Raw genomic sequence first — 19,261 nt, 5'->3', positions numbered from 1 at the left:
CTTTGATACCCGGTTTACACTGTAAACCGGGTACGCTCCCCCCCACATCTTTTCTCTCTTTTGGCTTCAAATTGACAACACGTCAAAAAGTCGCCGCTGGCTATACTTAAGATCGAGCCTGCTGTGAGCACGTTATTTTCCCTCCCCTTGGCAAAGGGAGGGGGGCGAACAGCGCGCATGAATTTGGCATGTGTGCCCATGAATCACCGCCTAGCCTCTCTCTTAGAAAGGGGGGAGGAACAGATCGAGCATGCTGTGAGCAGTGACTTGAATCCAAAAATCGCCCCCAGTGATTTCAGGCGGCTGGGATACAGACCTTTCTGGTTTTGTCTTTGTACAGGAGCACAAGGATGAAAGTCACCCTGATCGTCGGTTCGGTGATCTTGCTGGGGCTGGCATTTGGTATTGGTTACACCGAATATCATCAACGCGCACAATCGCTGGCGAAACCCACTCGTCCTGTCCCGAATGTGATTGTTCAGCCAGTGGTACGGCAGGAGGTTTCTCGGCTGGTTGAAGCCTTGGGCACGGTCAAGTCGCGCGAATCTGTCCAGATTACCGCGAAAGTGACGGAAAAAGTTGACCGGGTACATTTCGAAGATGGCCAGCAAGTCAACGCCGGTGCCTTACTGGTGACACTGACATCAGGTGAACAGCAGGCCAAAGTTCGTGCTGCGCAGGCCAATCTGAGAGAGCAGCAGCGGGAATATCGCCGGATTGAAGGGCTGGTGCGAAAGAATACGGTCGCCCGTTCGGAACTGGATAAGCTCAGAACCGGGATTGAAGTAGCCCGGGCGATTCTGGCGCAGAATCAGGCCGAACTGGAAGCGCGAACCATTGTGGCGCCTTTTGCCGGTCTGCTCGGGTTTCGTCAGATCAGTCTGGGGGCACTGGTCACACCGGGCATGGTGGTGACCACGCTGGATGCACTGGATACCGTCAAACTGGATTTTTCGGTGCCAGAACGGTTTCTGGGGCAGATCCAGTCCGGAGCCCGGGTGAATGGCCGGGTCGCGGCATTTCCGGATCAGGTGTTCAGTGGTCAGGTGACCGGACTCAACAGCCGGGTGGATCCGCAAACCCGAGCAGTTGAAGTGCGGGCACGGGTGGACAATCCGCAATTGTTGCTGCGGCCCGGTATGCTGATGACGCTGGCATTGACACTGGAAGCCCGCTCCGGGCTGGTGGTGCCGGAAGAAGCCATCATCCCGCGGCAGACGGAGCACTTTCTGATGGTGGTGAATGGCGAGAATGTCGTCGAGCAGCGGCCTGTGCAGTTGGGATTCCGAAGCCGGGGTGAAGTGGAAATTCTCAGCGGGGTGCAGGAAGGCGAGCAGGTGATTACCCGCGGCATGGATAAAGTACGGCCGGGTCAGACGGTGACGACCCAACCCACGGAGCATTTTACCTATCGGGAGGCGGGCTGATGTTTCTGACGGATCTTGCGGTTCGCCGCCCTGTGTTTGGTTCGGTGATCAGCTTACTGCTGATCACTTTTGGTCTGGTTGCGTACGACCGGCTGCCATTGCGTGAATATCCGGATATCGACCCGCCCATTGTGACTATCTCGACCAACTATCGCGGGGCATCCGCTGCGATTGTGGAAAGCCGGATCACCCAGATTGTTGAAGACCGGGTGTCCGGCATTGAAGGGATCCGCAATATCAGTTCTACCAGCAGCGATGGCCGTTCGGATGTCACGCTGGAGTTTGGTATCGGGCGGGATATCGACGCTGCCGCCAATGATGTCCGTGACCGGATCTCGGGCATTCTCAATAACCTGCCGGATGAAGCCGACCCGCCGGAAGTGCAGAAAGCGGAAGGGAATTCTGAAGTCATTATGTGGCTCAATCTGGTGTCTGACCGATTGGATACGCTGGCGCTGACCGATTACGCCAACCGTTATCTGGTGGATCGCTTTTCGGTGCTGGACGGCGTGGCCGCCGTGCGGATAGGCGGCGGGAAAGAATATGCGATGCGGATCTGGATTGACCGCCAGAAGCTGGCGTCCCGCAGGCTGACGGTGGCCGACGTTGAACAGGCGCTGCGGGCGGATAACGTTGAGCTCCCCGCAGGCTCCATCGAATCGGAGAACCGGCAGTTTTCCATTCGTACCCAGCGCAGCTTTCTGGTGCCGGAAGATTTTTCCCGGCTGGTCATTGGTGTCGGGGATGACGGTTATCTGATCCGGCTGGCCGATGTGGCACAGGTTGAGCTGGCAGCGGAAGAAGAAAAAATCATGTTCCGTGGCAATACGCAGGACATGATTGGGCTGGGGATCAACCGGCAATCCACGGCCAATACGCTGGCCGTTGCCCGCTCGGTGAACGCGCTGGTGGCGCAGATCAACCCAACGCTGCCGGAAGGCATGGAAATCAAAGAATCCTATGATTCCTCGGTGTTCATTCAGGCATCGATCGATGAAGTCTATAAAACCCTGTTCATCGCACTGTTGCTGGTCATCCTGACGATTTATCTGTTTCTCGGCAGTGTCCGGGCCATGCTGATCCCGGCGCTGACCGTGCCGGTATCGCTGATCGGGACCTTTATCATTCTGTATGCGCTGGGCTACACCATCAATTTACTGACGTTACTGGCGCTGATTCTGGCGATCGGGATCGTCGTCGATGATGCCATTGTCATGCTGGAGAATATCCACCGCCGGATTGAGCTGGGTGAATCACCGCTGAAGGCAGCGTTTCTCGGGGCGCGACAGGTGGGGTTTGCCATTGTTGCGACGACAGTGGTGCTGATTTCCGTGTTCCTGCCCATCGGCTTTCTTGAAGGCGATCTCGGCAAGTTGTTCCGGGAATTCTCGGTGGCCATGAGTACCGCCGTGCTGTTGTCTTCGCTGGTCGCGCTGACGCTCACGCCGATGATGGGTTCGAAAATCATGCAACCGGTCGAAAGCGAACCCTGGCTGGTGCGTCAGGTCAGTACGGTGCTGGACTGTCTCACCCGGTTTTATCGCCAGTCGCTGGTGAACTGGTTACGTCGGCCTTTTCTTGTCGTGGGGATGCTGGTGGTGATGCTGTGCGGCAGTGTCTGGCTGGCCAACCGGATTCCGACCGAATTTGCACCACGGGAAGATCGCGGGGCAATGTTCATTCTGATCAATGGTCCGCAGGGGGCCAGTTATGAATATATGCAGCCGTATATGAATGAAATCGAACACCGGTTGATGCCGATGGTTGAAGCGGGCGAAATCATGCGGTTGCTGGTCCGTGCACCGCGAGGCTGGGGGCAACTGGAAGATTTCTCCAATGGGTTTGCCATTGTTGTGCTGGAAGACTGGGCACAGCGACGCAATGCGTTTGTGATCATCCGGGATATTCAGCAACGGCTGCGTGATCTGGCTGGCGTCACGGCGTTTGCGGTGATGCGCCAGCCGTTTGGCCGCGGCGTGAATAAACCGGTGCAGTTTGTGATCGGTGGCGGCACCTATGAACAGCTGGCACAGTGGCGCGATATTCTGATGGAGCAGGCGGCACAAAATCCGGGGCTGGAAGGCTTGGATCACGATTACAAAGAAACCAAACCGTTACTGGGCGTGAATATTAATATCGAGCGGGCGGGTGATTTAGGGGTTTCGGTCACCGAGATTGGCCAGACGCTGGAATCCATGCTGGGTTCAAGAGTGGTGACCCGGTACGAATGGCGCGGAGAAGAATATGATGTGCTGATCGAAGGTCAGCCGGCACGCCAGAATACCCCGCAGGATCTCAGCAATCTGTATGTGCGCTCCAGTCATAACGGCGAGCTGATCCCATTGTCGAATCTGGTCTCAGTCACCGAATACGCCGATGCCCCCACGCTGAATCGCTTTAACCGGATCCGGGCCGTCACCATCGAGGCAAATCTTGCCGATAATTATACTTTGGGAGAAGCATTAACCTACCTGAATGGCCTGGTGCAGCAATATTTACCTGCCGATGCGGTGGTGAACTACAAAGGGCCGTCGCAGGATTTTCAAACCGCCAGCCATTCGATTCTCTTCGTTTTTGCGCTGGCCTTAGCGGTGGTGTTTCTGGTGCTGGCGGCGCAGTTTGAGAGTTATATTCACCCATTGGTGATCATGCTGACGGTCCCGCTGGCCACCTTTGGTGCCTTGCTGGGCCTGTACTTTACCGGGCAGACGCTCAACATCTATTCGCAAATCGGCATCATTATGCTGGTGGGTCTGGCGGCGAAAAACGGGATTCTGATTGTCGAATTTGCCAATCAGCTGCGGGATCAGGGCACGGCCTATCAGGATGCCGTGATCGATGCAGCCTGTGCCCGCCTGCGTCCGATTCTGATGACGGCGATTACCACGGCGGCTGGTGCTGTGCCGCTCATTCTGGCAACCGGTGCCGGTGCTGAAACCCGGCTGGTGATCGGGATTGTGGTCTTGTGCGGCATCACGGTCGCCACTTGTTTTACCTTGCTGGTGATCCCAGTGGTTTATCATTTGCTTGCCCGCCATACCAACAGTCCGGAGTTTGTCACCCGCCAGTTGGAGAAAGAACTGGCCGAAGACAACACGGTATTGCTGAAGAAAAAGCGGCTGGGGTAAGGTTGAATGGCCATCCGACGGATAGGCATCCGACTGAATTTTATGAATATCACGGACTGAATCCGATTTAATCTTTGGGCATGAATGCCGCCATGCAATTGGATGTATGAAGGTGTTTTTTCCTGAAAGCACCGCCTCGGAGAGAATTCGTGAAAATCAATCAGAATCTATTGGTGTTAATTGGGGGATTGAGTGTTTTATATGGCATCGATGTCTTATTGGGCGACAAGCTGAGATTATCTCATGTCGTTCACGAACCACCGCCTCAGATCAGTGCAACGCCCTTGTCCCGGAATGATTTTCAGATTGTGCAGCAACCGGAAAGTGATGCGGAGTATGCTGCCCGGCTGAGAAAAGTTGATCGCGCATTTGAGACTTATCATCTGAATCGGGATCGCCCCTATTTGTATGTTGGGGAAATGAAATCTGTGAAGCAAAGTTCAACACCGATGGGTAATCACGTGATGACGGTTTCCTGGCCCACGACACCTTCTTCCTATGCTGTGGTTTATCAGGCCGCAGAAGACAGCGCGTTTGCCGGAGATTATGTCTATGTCGATCAAAGTTCAGGTCACACCAAAGTGTATCGGCTTCCGAAATCTGATGTCAGGCTGATGTCGGATCTGCCGAATCTGCAAGCCAGGATTCAATCTCAAAATATCAGGGCAGGCGACGACAAGGAGCGTCAATGGATTCAGATCTTTGCTGAGCGTCTGGTAGCCAGAAATATATGCCCGAGTATTCGTTCTGCGGCCCGGTATGAAGGGTGGAATATCACTGCATTTTGCGGGGATGGCATGACATATAAAATGAGCTTGCAGGACATTCAGGCGGATGCGCCGATCCAGACCCGAATTGTTCACGAGTATGCACAGTTCAATCGTCCTGCCGGGGTATCACCCCAATAAAGCCGGTCGGGTCTCTTTCGGTGGTAAAGGCTTCTTTTACACTGTAAATCCGCTGGTTGCTGTCCACAGCTGAACCTCGTGTTGCTGGCACAGCGCCTCAATGGCGGCATCCGGCTGTTCAGTAAACAGGGCGCTCATTTCATGAAGCTGGCCGCTGATTACCGGGGCATAGCGGCCCAGTTTGCTGGTGTCGGCGACCAGCCAGCATTGTTCGCTTTGGGCAATGATGGTTCGGGAGAGCGCAGCTTCGTCCGGGCTGAAATCCAGCAAAGCTCCGTTTTGGCCGAGTCCGCCAACACCAAAAATACCGTACTGAATGTGAAAGCGGCGGTAAAAATCTGTGGTGGCTTGCCCAACGGTATCTTTGTCTTTGGCTCTGAGTGTGCCGCCGGCCAGATGAATGGTGGCGTTTGGGTTCAGGCTGAGTGTCAGTGCAGCCTGAATATTATTGGTGACCAGTGTCAGCCCCGGATGGTCGAGCAATGCCTGTGCCACATATTTTGGCGTGGTGCCAATGCCCAGAAACAGGCTGCATCCTTCAGGCAACTGGCTGGCGACCTGCCGTGCAATGGCCTGTTTGGCCGCGGAGTGCAGGGTGTCCCGGTTCGCAAAGGGTAAGTTATCCTGACTGCTGGGCAGGGTAATCCCCCCATGGACACGGCGAACGAGGCCCAATTCGTTCAGGTCGTTGAAGTCTTTGCGGATGGTCTGCACCGAGACCTGACATTGTTCAACCAGCGTATTACTGGAGAGCACGCCCGGATGTTGCTGCAAATAGTCAAGAATCGCCTGCTGGCGGGCTGAGAGTTTCATGATGATGTGCTGGATGCTCCGGGTTGCGGTCTTTTCCTGAACCTGACTGGGTCCCCGCCTGCGCGGGGACGATCACTGAATGCATGGCGACTGCTCTTATCCCGCTTTGGCCTGGCGTGGCTGAGGTGTCAGGCGTTGCCCTGTACTATCGAATAAGTGTAGTTTGTCCGGATCGACATAAATCGTCAGCGATTCCTGCAGTGCCAGCGGTTGTTCCGGCGTCACGGCCGTAAACATCTGGCCAAGCAGTTGACCATGGACCAGTTGGTTGGGCCCCAGCGGCTCCACAACCTGTACATTCAGGCTGAGTTCCAGCAGGTGACTGCCAGCCTGAAGACTGAGTTGCTCCGGACGAATGCCAATCATGATTGTCTGATCCGGCAGATACCCGTATTCAGGCAAAGCGTATTGCTGGCCATTGTTCAGGGTGAAGACGCCCGCAGATAAGCTGGCAGGCAGCAGGTTGATTGCCGGACTGCCAATAAACCGGGCGACGAAGTGACTCTGGGGCTGATGGTAAATCTCGGCGGGTGTGCCGATTTGCTCGATTTTGCCCTGATTGAGCACCACAATCCGGTCGGCTAATGTCATGGCTTCAACCTGATCATGGGTGACATAAATGCTGGTGACGCCCAGTTCGCGTTGCAGCTTTTTGATCTCCAGCCGCATATGGGCTCGCAGCGCAGCGTCGAGATTCGACAGTGGCTCATCAAACAGAAACAGCTTGGGATCCCGGACAATGGCGCGCCCCATGGCAACACGCTGACGCTGACCGCCGGAAAGTTTGGCGGGTTTGCGATCCAGATAGTCTTCAATTTTGAGGGTTTGAGCCACGCGGCGGATCTGATGGTCGATGACTGCTTTTTCAACCCCGCGGTTTTTCAGGCCATAGGCCAGATTGTCATACACCGTCATATGCGGGTACAACGCATAGTTCTGGAACACCATGGCAATGTCCCGTGCGGCGGGTTTGATGTGATCCACGCGGCGGCCATCCAGTTCAATACTGCCGCCAGTGATGCTTTCCAGCCCGGCAACCGAACGCAAAATAGAGGATTTGCCACAGCCGGACGGGCCAACCAGCACAATAAATTCTCCGGCTTTGACGTCCAGATTAATCCCTTTGACGGCCTGATGGCCGTTGTCGTAGGTTTTGATCAGTTGATTGAGTTTCAGCATATTTGTCTCGTTATTCTGTTCCGGGGAGGCAGGGCCTCCCGCAGGGTTATTTTTCAGATTCCACCAGGCCTTTCACGAACCAGCGCTGGAAGAGAATGACGACCAGTACCGGCGGCAGCATGGCCAGAATGGCCATGGCAAAGGCATAGTCATAACGGGGCTGACGGGATTCGGTAATGTTGCTCAGAATCTGTTTGATGCCCATGACGATGGTGTTGTAGGCCTCATCTGTGGTGATCATGAGCGGCCACAGATACTGGTTCCAGCCCACCACAAACATGATGATGAAAATCGCGGCCATCATGGTTTTGGACAGAGGCAGCAGGATGTCGATCATAAAGCGCCAGGGGCCTGCGTTATCTAACTGCGCCGCTTCCAGCAACTCATCCGGAATCGTTTTAAAGAACTGACGGAAGAAGAAGGTGGCAGTGGCCGAGGCAATCAGCGGCAGAATTAAGCCCGTGTAGGAGTTCAGCATTCCGAGGTTTGCGACCACCTCATAAGACGGGATGATGCGTACTTCCAGCGGGAGCAGCAGGGTGACGAAAATCAGCCCGAACCAGACACTGGCATAAGGCAGCCGGAAAAAAACCAGCGCATAGGCGGCCAGCATGGAAATGATAATTTTGCCGATGGCAAATCCCAGGCCCATCACCAGTGAATTGAAAATCATGGTGCCGGCATTCACGTCCTGACTGAAGCCCATGCTGCTTTGCCAGGCTTCCTGGTAGATGCCTGTCAAATTTTCGCCCGGCAGCCATTGCAGGCCATCGCGGATGATGGTGTTCGGATCATGAGTCGAACTGGCAAAAATCAGCCAGACCGGTGCCAGCATGAAAGCTACACCGAGCAACAGGATCAGGTGATCCAGCCATTGGCTGCGTTGTAACGATAATGAACGGGCGGATTCAGGGTGTGTCGGTGTGGTCACTGAATCGGGCGCTGTGGTGTCTGTTGTCTGCATCAGTAATGTACCTTTTTTTCAATGACACGGAACTGGAAGTAAGTGAGCGCTGACACCAAAATCAGCAGCACCACAGATTGCGCCGAGCTGCCACCGAGATCTGCGCCGATAAATCCGTCCTGAAAAACTTTGTAGACCAGTGTGGTTGTGCTGCCTCCCGGTCCGCCGGAAGTCAGGGTATCGATAATCCCGAACGTCTCAAAAAAGGCGTAGGTCAGATTGATGATCAGCAGGAAAAAGCCGGTCGGGGCGAGCAGTGGAAAAGTGATGGTCCAGAATCGGCGACGGTCTGAAGGGCAATCCAGAGCGGCCGCCTCCTGGACTGAGTGAGAAATCGACTGCAATCCTGCCAGGAAGTAAACGAAATTGACCGAGACCTGCTTCCAGACCGAAACGATGATCAAGGCGACAGTGGCATCAAATGGATCGGTCTGGTAACTGAAATCCCACCCCAGAACCGCGAACATGTTGGTCAGGGTGCCAAAATGCGGGTTGAACAGGAATCCGGCCATGATCCCGGCAATGGCGGGCGCAATGGCGTAGACCCAGGTCAATGTGACTTTATATCCGCTCTGTCCGCGCCGGATATTGTTTGCTTTTACGGCCAGTAAGAGAGCCAACCCCAGCGACAGCAGGGCAACGAGCAGCGAAAACACCAGGGTGAAGCCAATGGATTTGAGATACTCCGTCGAGCCGAACAGCATCTGATAGTTTTCAAACCCGATGAAGGTACTGGATAGTCCCCAGGGATCTTCCAGCATGAAGGATAAATAGATCGCTTGGGCAGCGGGGTAGAAAAAGAAAATCGTAATGATCAGGATCTGGGGGAGCAGTAAAAAATAGGGCACCCCAGTGTGTTGAAATTGTTGTCTGCGTTCCACGGTCGGCTCAATGCAAATCAGAAGGATGAAACAGCGCGGCGAGTGTACCGCGCTGAGTGACAAAGCTGGCTTACTTCACGGTGCGGGCAAATCGCTTGAGTAAAACCGAGCTTTCTTTTTCGATGGTCTCGAAGCTGTCTTCGACGGAGCGGGTGCCCGCAAAGATGTTATCGAACTCACGATGCATGACCTGCTGAATCTGCGGATAGAAGCCCAGACGATAGCCTCGGGTCCAGTCTCCACCGGGCAGGCTCAGCTGTTTCACGCCAACTTCCGCATCGGGTTGTGCTGTGTAATACCCCGACGCTTTGGCCTGCTCATAAGCCGCTTCCGTCACGGGCACATAGCCAGTCGATTTGTGCCAGAACACCTGAGTATCGGCCTTGGTCAGATAATGAAAGAAGCTGGCAACTCCTTTCTCTTCCGCCTTGGGGTGACCATTGAGTGCAAAGAGTGCGGCACCGCCAATGAAAGTGCGGCCAGCGTTGTGATTCACCGAATCCCAGTACGGCAGATAAGTGGTGCCCAGATTGAATGTCACCCGGTTTTTCAGGCCGCCGAACGAGCCGGAAGAACCCATCCACATCGCCACCTCCTCACGTTCAAAGGGGGTCTGGTTGGCATCCCAGTCTGAGCCGTAATATTTGTAGTAGCCTTTGTCTTTCCATGCTTTCAGTTTGTTGAAATGCATCCGCATGTCCGGCGTATTGAACATCAGCTTGGTGGCCGGGCCTTCATAACCGTTGTTTTGATCAGCCAGCGGCAGGTTATGGCGGGATTTGAAGTTCTCGAACATGATCCAGGGCGTCAGTGACTGGGAGAAACCGGCGTAACCGGCGTCTTTCAGTCTGGCTGCAACCTGTTCCATTTCTTCATACGTTTTCGGCGGCTGGGCCCCAATTTTGCCTAGAATATCTTTGTTGTAGTACAGCACCGGTGTTGAGCTGTTAAAAGGCATGCCAATCATCTTGCCCTGATTATCGGCGTAAAAGTTGCGAACACCGGCGATATAATCCTTGCTGTTAAAATCGTAACCGGCACTGACCAGAATGTCCTGAACCGGCTTGGCGACACCCGGGGCATTGATGATGGTGGCAGCACCCACATCCGCAACCTGCAGAATATTCGGGGACTCACCTGCACGGAAGGCGGCAATCCCTGCGGTCAGTGTTTCGACATAGGTTCCTTTGTATACGGGGATCACACGATAGTCTTGCTGTGAAGCATTGTATTCTTTCGCCAGTTGATTGACGGTGTCTCCCAGTTCCCCGCCCATTGCATGCCACCAGGTTATCTCTGTGGTTGCCCATGCCGAGCCAGCAAAGCTGACACCTGTTATCGCGAGCAAGAGTGCACGCGCCGTCCTGAATTGGTTCATACCGTTTCCCTGTTTCAAGTGATTCAAATTGACTGTTAACTTTCGGGTGAAAGGTCTTGGCTTTCGTTAGCGGTATAGTGCTGAGGTTGTATTGCAGTTTGGTTGATATGGGGTGTCATTTTGATGACAGTCGAATTGAATGTGACATCTATGGTTGAGGTTTCAGCCGAATGGGAACTCGGGAAAGTGTGATGCCCACTCCGTATCATTGAAATTTCATTCATTCTATTTTGGTAATTTTGATCCCCCTGAACTAGGTTAAATTTTGGTAAACAAGAAAAAAACACTGGGCATATCCGGGAAGTGCCTGGTCAGTAAGACTGATTTAACTGAAAGATATCCCTCTGGAACACAAACGGAAGTGTGTCATTATCATGAAGTTGTTGGCGTTTAATCTGGGATCCGTCATTGATGAGGCCGGTAGTTTGAGTGCATTGGCTGCCTCTTGGACGGAAATTTTTTCACTTCACGTTTCTTTACCTTTGTTCTGGCTGGTTCTGGCGTTGCTGGTACTGGCATCTTTGTTATTGGCGGTTGTTAGTCTGGTCTGGAAGCGCAGTTACCGCCGCGCCAAAATTCATCGTGAACTGGCCCGGGCAAATCAGCGGATGAGCCTGGCAACGTCTGTTGCCGGCATCGGCGTCTGGGAGTGGGATGTCAGCCGAGATTCACTGCAGTGGAGTCCTTACCTTTATGATCTTTACGGGATCCGGGTGGGCAGCCGGTTAGGGTTGAATGACTGGATCATGCGGCTGAAAACCGGTGACGGCGAGAAGATCCTGCGTTTAAAACAATTGGCCGGTAAGAATAAGCAGCAAACCCTCATCATCGATATGATCGATCCCATTGACGGACAACCCAGAGTCCTGGAACTGGTGGTTCAGGGGCTGGTCAATGATGGTTCCCGTTTAATCGGCACCCAGCGGGATATTTCAGATGTCATCGAAAGGCAGCGCAAGATGGAACAGGCGGCGTTGCTGGATAAACTGACCGGATTACCCAATACCCGCGCATTAAACCGGGTGCTCAAAGCGGCATTCGCAGCGCCGGATGTAGAAAACAAAGTCTTTGGTCTGATGTTTATTGATCTGGATGGTTTTAAACAAGTCAATGACATGCTCGGGCATGATGTTGGCGATGCGTTATTGCTGCATGCCTCAAGGCGGATGCGGGGTTGCTTGCGGGTGGAAGATGAAGTGTTCCGGATTGGCGGCGATGAATTCGTGGTTTGGGTGCCGCTGGGGGAATACGCAGTCAAAATTCATAAGCCAGACAAAGATCCTTTGTTTGACGATGAAGATTCGGAGCGGCGCGAACCCATGATTTTACCCTGGGGCGATAACGATGAAGAGCTGACTTACCGGATGGAAACCATTGCAGAGAAGCTGCTGCATACACTGACGGAACCGTTTAATTTCGGGGAGAATCAGTGCCGTGTCTCCGCCAGTATCGGGATTGCCCGATATCCATTTCATGCCTCAGACGCGCAAAAGTTACTCAAGCTGGCAGACTCGGCCATGTATCAGGCCAAACGCAAGGGAAAACGGCAGTTTGCCCATTATGATCCCACCGTGGATCGAATGGGGGAGCAAAGCCAGACGCATCCCTCCATTGGCCCTTCCGACACAAAGCGAGCCGTCGGCTTGGAATAAATGTCAAAACAATGACATGACAATATTTTTTAATCACAATGCATCATAAAAAAGTATTGGTTATGCGAAAAAAGTAATAGAAAAGTTGTAATTTTTTCACACAAATTTTTTTCAGATTCTAATATTTGAGACAGAGAGATGTGAAAATTGTGATTCAGTAATGTCTAATTGAAACGTAGAGGATGTCCCATGAAATATTTAACATTAGCTTGGATTCAGTGCAGTCATCTTTTCCACCGTTTGATGAAAGAAGAAAAAGGGGCGTCTGCCATTGAGTATGTGTTGATTGCTGCTGTGATTGTGGGAGCTGTCAGTTTACTTAATTTAGATGGTGTTATTGCTGGTGCTGGTACACTTTTAAATAATACCGTTGTGTCTGCTGGTGTAACCCCTGAATAACAATGATAGAATTTATATTGGTTTCTTTTCTTTTTATGTTTTCAATAGTTGATTACAAAAGGATGAAGGTGCCAAATTGGATGCTATTGGTTTTTTTACTTGTTATCTTTGTTTGTTTATATACTTATGGAAAAAAAGAACCGATAACATTAGATATAAATTCATTGCTGCTGATTTGTTGCCTAACTTTACCAGGGTTATATTGTTCAGTTTTTGGTGCATCTGACGTAAAAATACTATTAATAATTGCATTAATATTGTCTTTTACTCAGATGCTGAATGTTCTTTTATACTCCTTTATCTGTTTCGTGGTGTACTGGTCGTTGTTTGCCCGCGGCCAGAAAGAAGCGCCCTTTGTCCCGAGCATCTTGGTTGGAGTGGTTGTCACACTATGGGTTGTATAAATCGGTTTAGGTCAAGGAAATTCAAGCGTTTTCAAACGGGTGCTGCTGCTTTGGAAACCATTCTTCTGATGCCTGTGATTTTAATGCTTCTTTATGCCATCGCTCAGTACAGCCTTATATTTTTATCCATTCAAATGTTCAACTACGCCGCAGAAGAATCGCTCCGGAACAGCATTTCCTATGTCGATGAAAACTGTTACTACGGCGGAACTTGTGACGAGACCGAACTGAAAAATCAGATTGACTTAGCCGCAAAGTCGGTGATTACCAATTACACGGAATCGCAGTCGGGTCTGGGTACTTTATTCGGTCAAAGCCTCGACACTGGCCTGGCTATTTCAGTCGATTCAAATAATTTTTGCTGTAAGGTCACCATCACCTATAACTATAAACAGCATCCTTTTTTACCATCCTTTGGTTTACCGGTGCCGGATGAATTGAAATCAACGGCAACCCTGAATTTGTAGAAAATCAGGACGTATTTCTGCAAGTGAAATCAGAGATGTCATCGTGGAACAGAGAGGGACAATCATGCAGGGACGCACGTTAAAAATAGCGGCAGCTGTACTTTTGGTATTGGCATTGCTGATTGGCTGGTATGGCGTCACCTTGAGTGGCCGTTCCGCCACGGTCACTGCAGTGCCGGCAGTCACCGTTGAAAAGCCAAAAGCCACAGTCTGGACCTTTGTTGCAGATATTCCGCAAAACGCCGTACTGGAAGAAGCGATGCTGGCGTCTGTTCAGGTCACGGACGCGACGGCTCAGGACATCAACAATGTGACCCCATATCTGGGGCGGCAACTCAAGCATGAGGTTGACCAAGGTGTGCGGCTTCAGGCAAGTATGTTGCAGGGCCACCTTCCGATCGCACAATCCCTCGCACCGGGTTACCGGGCCATTGCGATTCAGTCCAGCGATCTCACCACAGTGGGCGGTCACGTTCATCCGGGATATCGGGTCGATGTGATTTATCTGGTCCGCGCCAATAAAGAATCCGGTGAAAACAGTACAGCCCGACGCATTCTCAGCAATGTTGAGGTGTTGGCTGTCGGGGATCAGCTGAGCTTTGATGGTAAAGACACAGAAAAACAGGTCAACGACAAAGCCAGAACCGTGGTACTGGCAGTGCCTGCCAGTGATACCCCGCAACTCATGCTGGCGGAAACCACGGGACAGTTGCGACTGGCAGTGGTCGGCACCAAAGATCAGGTGCCTGAAGTGGTGATTCCGTCTGAATCAGACAGCTTGCTGGCGCAGTCTCCAGTGCCCAATCTTACGCCCCAATTCAAAATTTCTTCACAGAAAACGGTCAGCACAATGCCGGTGATCCCCAGTGCGATGACGACAGCACCCAGCCATTCAACGGTCAAAGAACCTTTGTCCGGCAAGTCGGATGACAGCTATGTGATTTCGCTGAAAACACTGGGTGGCTATCGCGAAGCAGAAGTGGAAGTGAAGAAACCCACGCCGGTGAAATACCGTTATGTTGCTCCTAAGGTAGAAGTCTATCAGGGAGAGAAACGAACTTTGGTTCGCACCAGTCACTGACAGGGAGAGTGTGAATGCTGCGTTTTATTCAGGGATTATGTTGGATGACCGGCCTGGTTGTGATGTCGATGGCGCAGGCTCAGGATTTTCAGTTAGATGTGGGCCAGCAGGTGACGGTTCATTCCGGGCAGCGGATTCAGCGGGCTGCCGTGGGTGAGCCTTCGGTGGCAGGCGTCAAAGTGCTGAGTACAACCCAGCTGCTGGTGACAGGGAAAGCAACCGGGACAACGTCGCTGATGGTTTGGGAACGGGGAAGTGAGGAGCCGGTCCGACACCGGATTTCGGTGAATCCGGGCGGCGTGGCGACAAGTAATGTGCAGGTGCAGACCGACATCAAAGTGGTTGAAGTCAGCAAGAGTGCCCTGAAGGAAGCCGGATTCTTTTTCGGCAAGCAGGGAACCGGCGGTACTTTCTGGGGGATCGGTAATAACAGCGCGATCACCGGTGCCAGCTTCAATGGGTTCCGTGGCAGTTTTCTTGCCAGTGGGGATGCTTTCAATCTGGTGATCGGGAATGTGGCGGATAACTTTTTGGCCACGGTCAGCGCACTCGACAGTAACGGCTTCGCCTACACTCTGGCCGAACCCAGCTTAGTCACCATGTCCGGCCACACCGCGACTTTTCTGGCCGGTGGGGAATTTCCTTACCCGAAAAGCACCAATGATGATGACGTCACCATTGAGTTTAAAGAATTTGGGGTGCGCTTAAATCTGACCCCGACGGTGATGTCAGGCAATCGCATTATGCTGAAAGTGGCGCCGGAAGTCAGCGAACTGAACTATGCCCAGGGCGTTCAGGCTGCGGGGGTCGTCGTTCCGGGTTTGTCGGTACGGCGCACAGACACCACGGTGCAGCTGGGAAACGGCGAAAGCTTTGTGATCAGTGGCCTGGTCAGCCGGAATACCATTAAAACGGCCAGCCGTTTTCCGGGGCTGGGAGATATCCCGATCCTGGGCGCATTTTTCCGTTCCACCCGGCTGGATGAAAATGATAAAGAACTCATGATGGTCGTCACCCCGCATCTGGTGAAGCCTTTTGCCAGCAACGCACCGTTACCGCCACTGCCGGGGGAAATGTATCGTCAGTTCCGTCCGAATTTCTTTGAACTGATTTTTCTGGATGCAGAACCCAAAGCACTGCCTGTCAAAATGGGCTTTGCCGGGGAGGGTTAAGACGATGCAGCTCATGGCTTATACCGCAGATCATCACGCTAAACTGGCCGTTACAGAAGCCATCCCGGATGGCTGTACGCTGAGCTGGATCGACGACCCGGAACATCTGAACTCCAGCCAATCCTGGCGGCAGACCCGTATTCTGATTCTGGTTGCAGCAGACTGGCCGATGCCGGAGATCGACAGTTTGATGGACAGTTTTGCACCGCGTCATGTCATTCTGGTGGATTTAACCCCGGAAGCGCACTGGCATGGGATCCAGCAAAGTCAGACGGTTCGGCAGCACCTGCACTGGTGTGAACTGGAAGGATTGACGGCACAGATTAACCTTCTGACACAGATGCAATCCCTGGACGCCACTTCACGTCTGGCGTTGTTGTCTTCCCGCAATGACTGTGACGGTGCCTTACTGAGCATCGCAACGGCCTGGCACCTGCAGTACAAGCACCAGCAGGATGTTTTACTGCTGGATTTAGGGCGGCCCTTCAGTGATGTGTGTGAATATCTGGGTGCCAGCCCCCGGCTGGATTTTATGGCGTTGCTGGAGAAAAAAGACTTTCTCAGCCCGGACTGGCTGGATGCGCAGGAACTGGCAATGGCGCCAGGTATTCATGTCATCGGGATGCCCGAAAGCGACAATTATGGCGCTGTGACCATGGAAGCCCTGATTGAAGTGATGGATCTGCTGGAAGCGAGATACGGCAATATCGTCATGAATCTCACCGGCATGCCGCCCAGCCCGTTACTGTTTTTCTTGCTGAACCGCTGCGGGCAGCACTGGCTGCTGTCAGACCAGAAAAACGTCAGCCTGAAAAGCAGCTGTGAGCTGGCAGAGTCGCTGTATCAGCAGGGAGTACGACCCGGCAGTGTCAATCTGGTACTGGCGCCGTATTCTGCAGAAGTTCTGCCGGGGCGGGAAATGATTGAAAAACAATTGCCGATTCTGGTTCGGGGGGAACTGCCTTACAGCTTCCCGATGATCACCGATATCAATGCCAGTGCGCTGCTGCCGCCCAGCGGTGAGTTCAAACTCTTTACCAAAGCCGTGGACAAGCTGATGTGGCTGTCGTCTGAGCGCTCCCGCTGGCATTTTTCACTGGGGTGGTAAATCACTGAATTTCCCTCGAATCTAGGAGTGAGTATGGGAAACGAAATGGAGTGGCCAAGCCGAGAACTGGTGATCCAGCAGGAAGAATCGTCGCTGGCATTAAAAGCGGAGCTTCATCGCTACATCATTGAACAGCTGGAAGAAGATGGCCTGATGTTTGAAATGGACCGTCAGGAAATGCAGCCGCATATTCATGACTATGTGCGTCAGTATTTCCAGCAGCATAAAGAGCTGAATCAGCGCCAGAATCTGCATGAGCTGGTGACAGAGCTACTGGATGAAATTGTCGGATTCGGGCCACTGCAAAACCTGCTCGACGACCCGACCATCGACGATATTCTGATTAACGGTTCCAAACAGATTTATGTCGAACGAAGCGGCCAGCTCAGCCGCGTGCCCTTACGTTTCATGAACGATCAGCACATTTTGCGGGTTATTCGCCGGATGATCGCTCCGATTGGCCGCCGGATTGATGAATCGAATCCCATGGTCGATGCCCGTTTACCCGATGGCAGCCGCATAAACGCCGTGATCCCGCCTCTCTCGATTGACGGCCCGTGTCTCTCGGTTCGGAAATTCAAAAAAGAAGGGCTGAACGCAGACACGCTGATTCAGAATGGCGCCATGAGTGTTGCCATGCATCAGCTGCTGAAAAAATGTGCGCAGGCCCGGTTTAACATCCTGATCAGTGGGTCCACCGGTTCCGGGAAAACCACACTGCTCAATATCCTCAGTCACTATATCAATACGGGCGAACGCGTCGTCACCATTGAAGATGCCGCCGAACTGCAATTGAGAAACGGCCACGTTGTACGGCTGGAAACCCGTCCGCCCAACTCGGAAGGTCAGGGAGAAGTCACCGCGCGGGATCTGCTGAAAAATGCCCTGCGGATGCGTCCGGATCGCATCATTTTGGGGGAAAGCCGGGGCGCGGAAGTTTTGGATGTGCTGCAGGCGATGAATACAGGCCATCAGGGCTCGATGAGTACCTTGCATGCCAACTCACCGCGTGATGCCCTTGTGCGTCTGGAAATGATGGTGACTCTGGCTGGCTTTACTTCAACCGAAGCCCTGATCAAGCAAATCATTGCCACGGCTGTCGATATGATTGTTCAGGTGTCCCGGTTACCCAGCGGCAAGCGAGTGATTACTCACATTGTAGAAGTTCAGGACGTTGCCGATGGCAAAATCCGGATTCAGGAACTGTATCGCTACAACCTCCAGACGGAAGATTTCATGACGGTAGACGCCATGTCTGTCCATCTGCGCAAAAAGCTTGGAGAAGACGGATGAACAGCCTGATCGTCATTGCCATGCTGTTACTGCTCACCAGCTGTGTGCTGATGGTGATTGCGACACGAAAAAGTAAAGTGCCTGCCCGTCAATCGCCAAAAACTGAGCAGAAAGCACAGAAAGTCCGGGGGAAAGATCGGGCGCTCGAAACCTGGCAGCGGCTGGGATTGAGCACAAGTCCTGTGATGCTGGTGCTCTATGCGGCCTGTATTTTATTCGGTCCTTTCCTGCTGGCACGCATAACGGGCATCAGCGGACTGGGGCTGGGTCTGGCAGGGAGCGTGGGGCTGATTTTGCTCTTGGGGCAAATCCGGAAAAGTAATACGCGTCGTAAAATTTTGCAGCAACTGCCGGGATTTATTGATCACATCAACCGCCGGATTCATGTCGGGATGTCCCTCAATAAAGCCGTCGAACATGTGCTTCAGGCCGTGAACGATCCGCTGCATTCCGTGGCAGATCGTGCCGTGAAACGCTCTGCATTGGGAACAGAGCTTTATGATTCCTTTCAGAAAGAAGCTCAGCTCACGGGCGTGAAAGAATTCGCACTGCTGGCTTCCGTGTTCAAAGTGAATCATCAGTTTGGCGGCAGTGTCTCGGCGGCACTGGAACATTTGGTTGAGCTGTTGCACCAACAGGAACGCAGTCAGCGTGAGTTGAAGTCCTTAACCGGGGAGACTCGGGTCACCGCTTGGGTGATGGGGCTGGCTCCGACAGGCATGGCCATTTTCATGCTGGTCTCTAACCCAGAACAACTGCTGACGATGTGGGCCGATGAAACCGGCAGACAGGCTTTGATTGTGGGTTTGGGCGCGCAGGCCATGGGCGCGCTGGTCCTCTGGCGAATGATTCGGTCTTTGTAGGATGGCGCTCGAAGGACAGGCACGGGAATTCAGCCGTCATTCCCGTGCAGGCGGGCATCCGGCGACATTGATGCACCGAAGCAACGATTGGCACTTGGGGTTGAAACAGGCACGGGATTTCAGCCGTCATGCCCGCGCAGGCGG

Annotated in this window: 17 protein-coding genes; 12 read left to right on the top strand and 5 right to left on the bottom strand. The window is 52.9% G+C overall.

Going from position 1 to position 19,261, the window contains the following annotated elements; all coding sequences use genetic code 11:
• Positions 1-350 precede the first annotated feature (350 nt).
• The 3 genes from Q4579_RS18445 (at position 351) to Q4579_RS18435 (ending at position 5,463) form a co-directional block, all read left to right on the top strand.
• On the top strand, positions 351-1,427 hold the full coding sequence (locus tag Q4579_RS18445) for an efflux RND transporter periplasmic adaptor subunit (protein WP_303566170.1): 1,077 nt from the start codon (positions 351-353) through the stop codon (positions 1,425-1,427).
• Positions 1,427-4,555 (top strand): efflux RND transporter permease subunit, encoded by a 3,129-nt coding sequence (locus tag Q4579_RS18440; RefSeq protein ID WP_303566169.1) that lies wholly within the window; start codon positions 1,427-1,429, stop codon positions 4,553-4,555. The genes Q4579_RS18445 and Q4579_RS18440 overlap by 1 nt, the downstream gene beginning before the upstream one ends.
• 149 nt (positions 4,556-4,704) lie before the next feature.
• A complete protein-coding gene (locus tag Q4579_RS18435) occupies positions 4,705-5,463 on the top strand; it encodes a hypothetical protein (RefSeq protein WP_303566168.1) in 759 nt (252 codons plus the stop codon).
• A 36-nt stretch (positions 5,464-5,499) separates the two neighbouring features.
• Here Q4579_RS18435 and Q4579_RS18430 read toward each other — a convergent pair whose 3' ends face one another.
• The 5 genes from Q4579_RS18430 to Q4579_RS18410 form a co-directional block, all read right to left on the bottom strand.
• Positions 5,500-6,279 carry a DeoR/GlpR family DNA-binding transcription regulator gene (locus Q4579_RS18430; RefSeq protein ID WP_303566224.1) on the bottom strand — a complete coding sequence of 260 codons (780 nt, stop codon included), beginning with the start codon at positions 6,277-6,279 and terminating at the stop codon, positions 5,500-5,502.
• 93 nt (positions 6,280-6,372) lie between these two features.
• A complete protein-coding gene (ugpC, locus tag Q4579_RS18425; protein WP_303566167.1) occupies positions 6,373-7,455 on the bottom strand; it encodes a sn-glycerol-3-phosphate ABC transporter ATP-binding protein UgpC in 1,083 nt (360 codons plus the stop codon).
• A gap of 46 nt (positions 7,456-7,501) precedes the next feature.
• Positions 7,502-8,419, bottom strand: coding sequence for a sn-glycerol-3-phosphate ABC transporter permease UgpE (gene ugpE / locus Q4579_RS18420; protein ID WP_303566165.1), 918 nt, complete (start codon positions 8,417-8,419; stop codon positions 7,502-7,504).
• Entirely contained in the window at positions 8,419-9,300 is an 882-nt protein-coding gene (locus tag Q4579_RS18415) for an ABC transporter permease subunit (RefSeq protein WP_303566164.1), read from the bottom strand. Before Q4579_RS18415 ends, ugpE begins: the two co-directional genes overlap by 1 nt.
• Before the next feature lie 70 nt (positions 9,301-9,370).
• Complete coding sequence (locus Q4579_RS18410; protein WP_303566223.1) at positions 9,371-10,576, bottom strand: extracellular solute-binding protein; 1,206 nt, start codon at positions 10,574-10,576, stop codon at positions 9,371-9,373.
• A gap of 476 nt (positions 10,577-11,052) precedes the next feature.
• Here Q4579_RS18410 and Q4579_RS18405 point away from each other — a divergent pair, with 476 nt between their 5' ends.
• The 9 genes from Q4579_RS18405 (at position 11,053) to Q4579_RS18370 (ending at position 19,117) form a co-directional block, all read left to right on the top strand.
• Complete coding sequence (locus Q4579_RS18405) at positions 11,053-12,330, top strand: GGDEF domain-containing protein (RefSeq protein WP_303566163.1); 1,278 nt, start codon at positions 11,053-11,055, stop codon at positions 12,328-12,330.
• A gap of 189 nt (positions 12,331-12,519) precedes the next feature.
• Complete coding sequence (locus tag Q4579_RS18400) at positions 12,520-12,729, top strand: Flp family type IVb pilin (RefSeq protein ID WP_303566161.1); 210 nt, start codon at positions 12,520-12,522, stop codon at positions 12,727-12,729.
• A 2-nt stretch (positions 12,730-12,731) separates the two neighbouring features.
• Positions 12,732-13,133, top strand: a complete 402-nt coding sequence (locus tag Q4579_RS23105; RefSeq protein ID WP_368502005.1) for a prepilin peptidase — start codon at positions 12,732-12,734, stop codon at positions 13,131-13,133.
• Positions 13,134-13,183: 50 nt separating this feature from the next.
• Entirely contained in the window at positions 13,184-13,600 is a 417-nt protein-coding gene (locus Q4579_RS18395; RefSeq protein WP_303566159.1) for a TadE family protein, read from the top strand.
• Positions 13,601-13,664: 64 nt separating this feature from the next.
• On the top strand, positions 13,665-14,681 hold the full coding sequence (cpaB, locus tag Q4579_RS18390) for a Flp pilus assembly protein CpaB (protein ID WP_303566158.1): 1,017 nt from the start codon (positions 13,665-13,667) through the stop codon (positions 14,679-14,681).
• Positions 14,682-14,695: 14 nt separating this feature from the next.
• Positions 14,696-15,853, top strand: coding sequence for a type II and III secretion system protein family protein (locus tag Q4579_RS18385; RefSeq protein WP_303566157.1), 1,158 nt, complete (start codon positions 14,696-14,698; stop codon positions 15,851-15,853).
• A 4-nt stretch (positions 15,854-15,857) separates the two neighbouring features.
• Positions 15,858-16,961, top strand: coding sequence for a hypothetical protein (locus tag Q4579_RS18380; RefSeq protein ID WP_303566156.1), 1,104 nt, complete (start codon positions 15,858-15,860; stop codon positions 16,959-16,961).
• A gap of 33 nt (positions 16,962-16,994) precedes the next feature.
• The gene (locus Q4579_RS18375; RefSeq protein WP_303566155.1) at positions 16,995-18,254 is read left to right on the top strand and encodes a CpaF family protein; all 1,260 of its coding nucleotides are present in this window, start codon (positions 16,995-16,997) and stop codon (positions 18,252-18,254) included.
• Complete coding sequence (locus tag Q4579_RS18370; protein WP_303566154.1) at positions 18,251-19,117, top strand: type II secretion system F family protein; 867 nt, start codon at positions 18,251-18,253, stop codon at positions 19,115-19,117. Before Q4579_RS18375 ends, Q4579_RS18370 begins: the two co-directional genes overlap by 4 nt.
• Positions 19,118-19,261 lie beyond the last annotated feature (144 nt).

The organism is Photobacterium sp. 1_MG-2023 (assembly GCF_030547945.1).
Taxonomy (GTDB): domain Bacteria; phylum Pseudomonadota; class Gammaproteobacteria; order Enterobacterales; family Vibrionaceae; genus Photobacterium.
This window is presented reverse-complemented; position numbering and strand designations above follow the sequence as displayed.

Bases quoted from the DNA above. Each gene is read 5' to 3' on its own strand.
- Q4579_RS18445 (WP_303566170.1), top strand. From the start codon at position 351: ATGAAAGTCACCCTGATCGTCGGTTCGGTGATCTTGCTGGGGCTGGCA.
- Q4579_RS18440 (WP_303566169.1), top strand. From the start codon at position 1,427: ATGTTTCTGACGGATCTTGCGGTTCGCCGCCCTGTGTTTGGTTCGGTG.
- ugpC (WP_303566167.1), bottom strand. From the start codon at position 7,455: ATGCTGAAACTCAATCAACTGATCAAAACCTACGACAACGGCCATCAG.
- ugpE (WP_303566165.1), bottom strand. From the start codon at position 8,419: ATGCAGACAACAGACACCACAGCGCCCGATTCAGTGACCACACCGACA.
- Q4579_RS18410 (WP_303566223.1), bottom strand. From the start codon at position 10,576: ATGGGCGGGGAACTGGGAGACACCGTCAATCAACTGGCGAAAGAATAC.
- Q4579_RS18405 (WP_303566163.1), top strand. From the start codon at position 11,053: ATGAAGTTGTTGGCGTTTAATCTGGGATCCGTCATTGATGAGGCCGGT.
- Q4579_RS18400 (WP_303566161.1), top strand. From the start codon at position 12,520: ATGAAATATTTAACATTAGCTTGGATTCAGTGCAGTCATCTTTTCCAC.
- Q4579_RS23105 (WP_368502005.1), top strand. From the start codon at position 12,732: ATGATAGAATTTATATTGGTTTCTTTTCTTTTTATGTTTTCAATAGTT.
- cpaB (WP_303566158.1), top strand. From the start codon at position 13,665: ATGCAGGGACGCACGTTAAAAATAGCGGCAGCTGTACTTTTGGTATTG.
- Q4579_RS18385 (WP_303566157.1), top strand. From the start codon at position 14,696: ATGCTGCGTTTTATTCAGGGATTATGTTGGATGACCGGCCTGGTTGTG.
- Q4579_RS18380 (WP_303566156.1), top strand. From the start codon at position 15,858: ATGCAGCTCATGGCTTATACCGCAGATCATCACGCTAAACTGGCCGTT.
- Q4579_RS18375 (WP_303566155.1), top strand. From the start codon at position 16,995: ATGGGAAACGAAATGGAGTGGCCAAGCCGAGAACTGGTGATCCAGCAG.
- Q4579_RS18370 (WP_303566154.1), top strand. From the start codon at position 18,251: ATGAACAGCCTGATCGTCATTGCCATGCTGTTACTGCTCACCAGCTGT.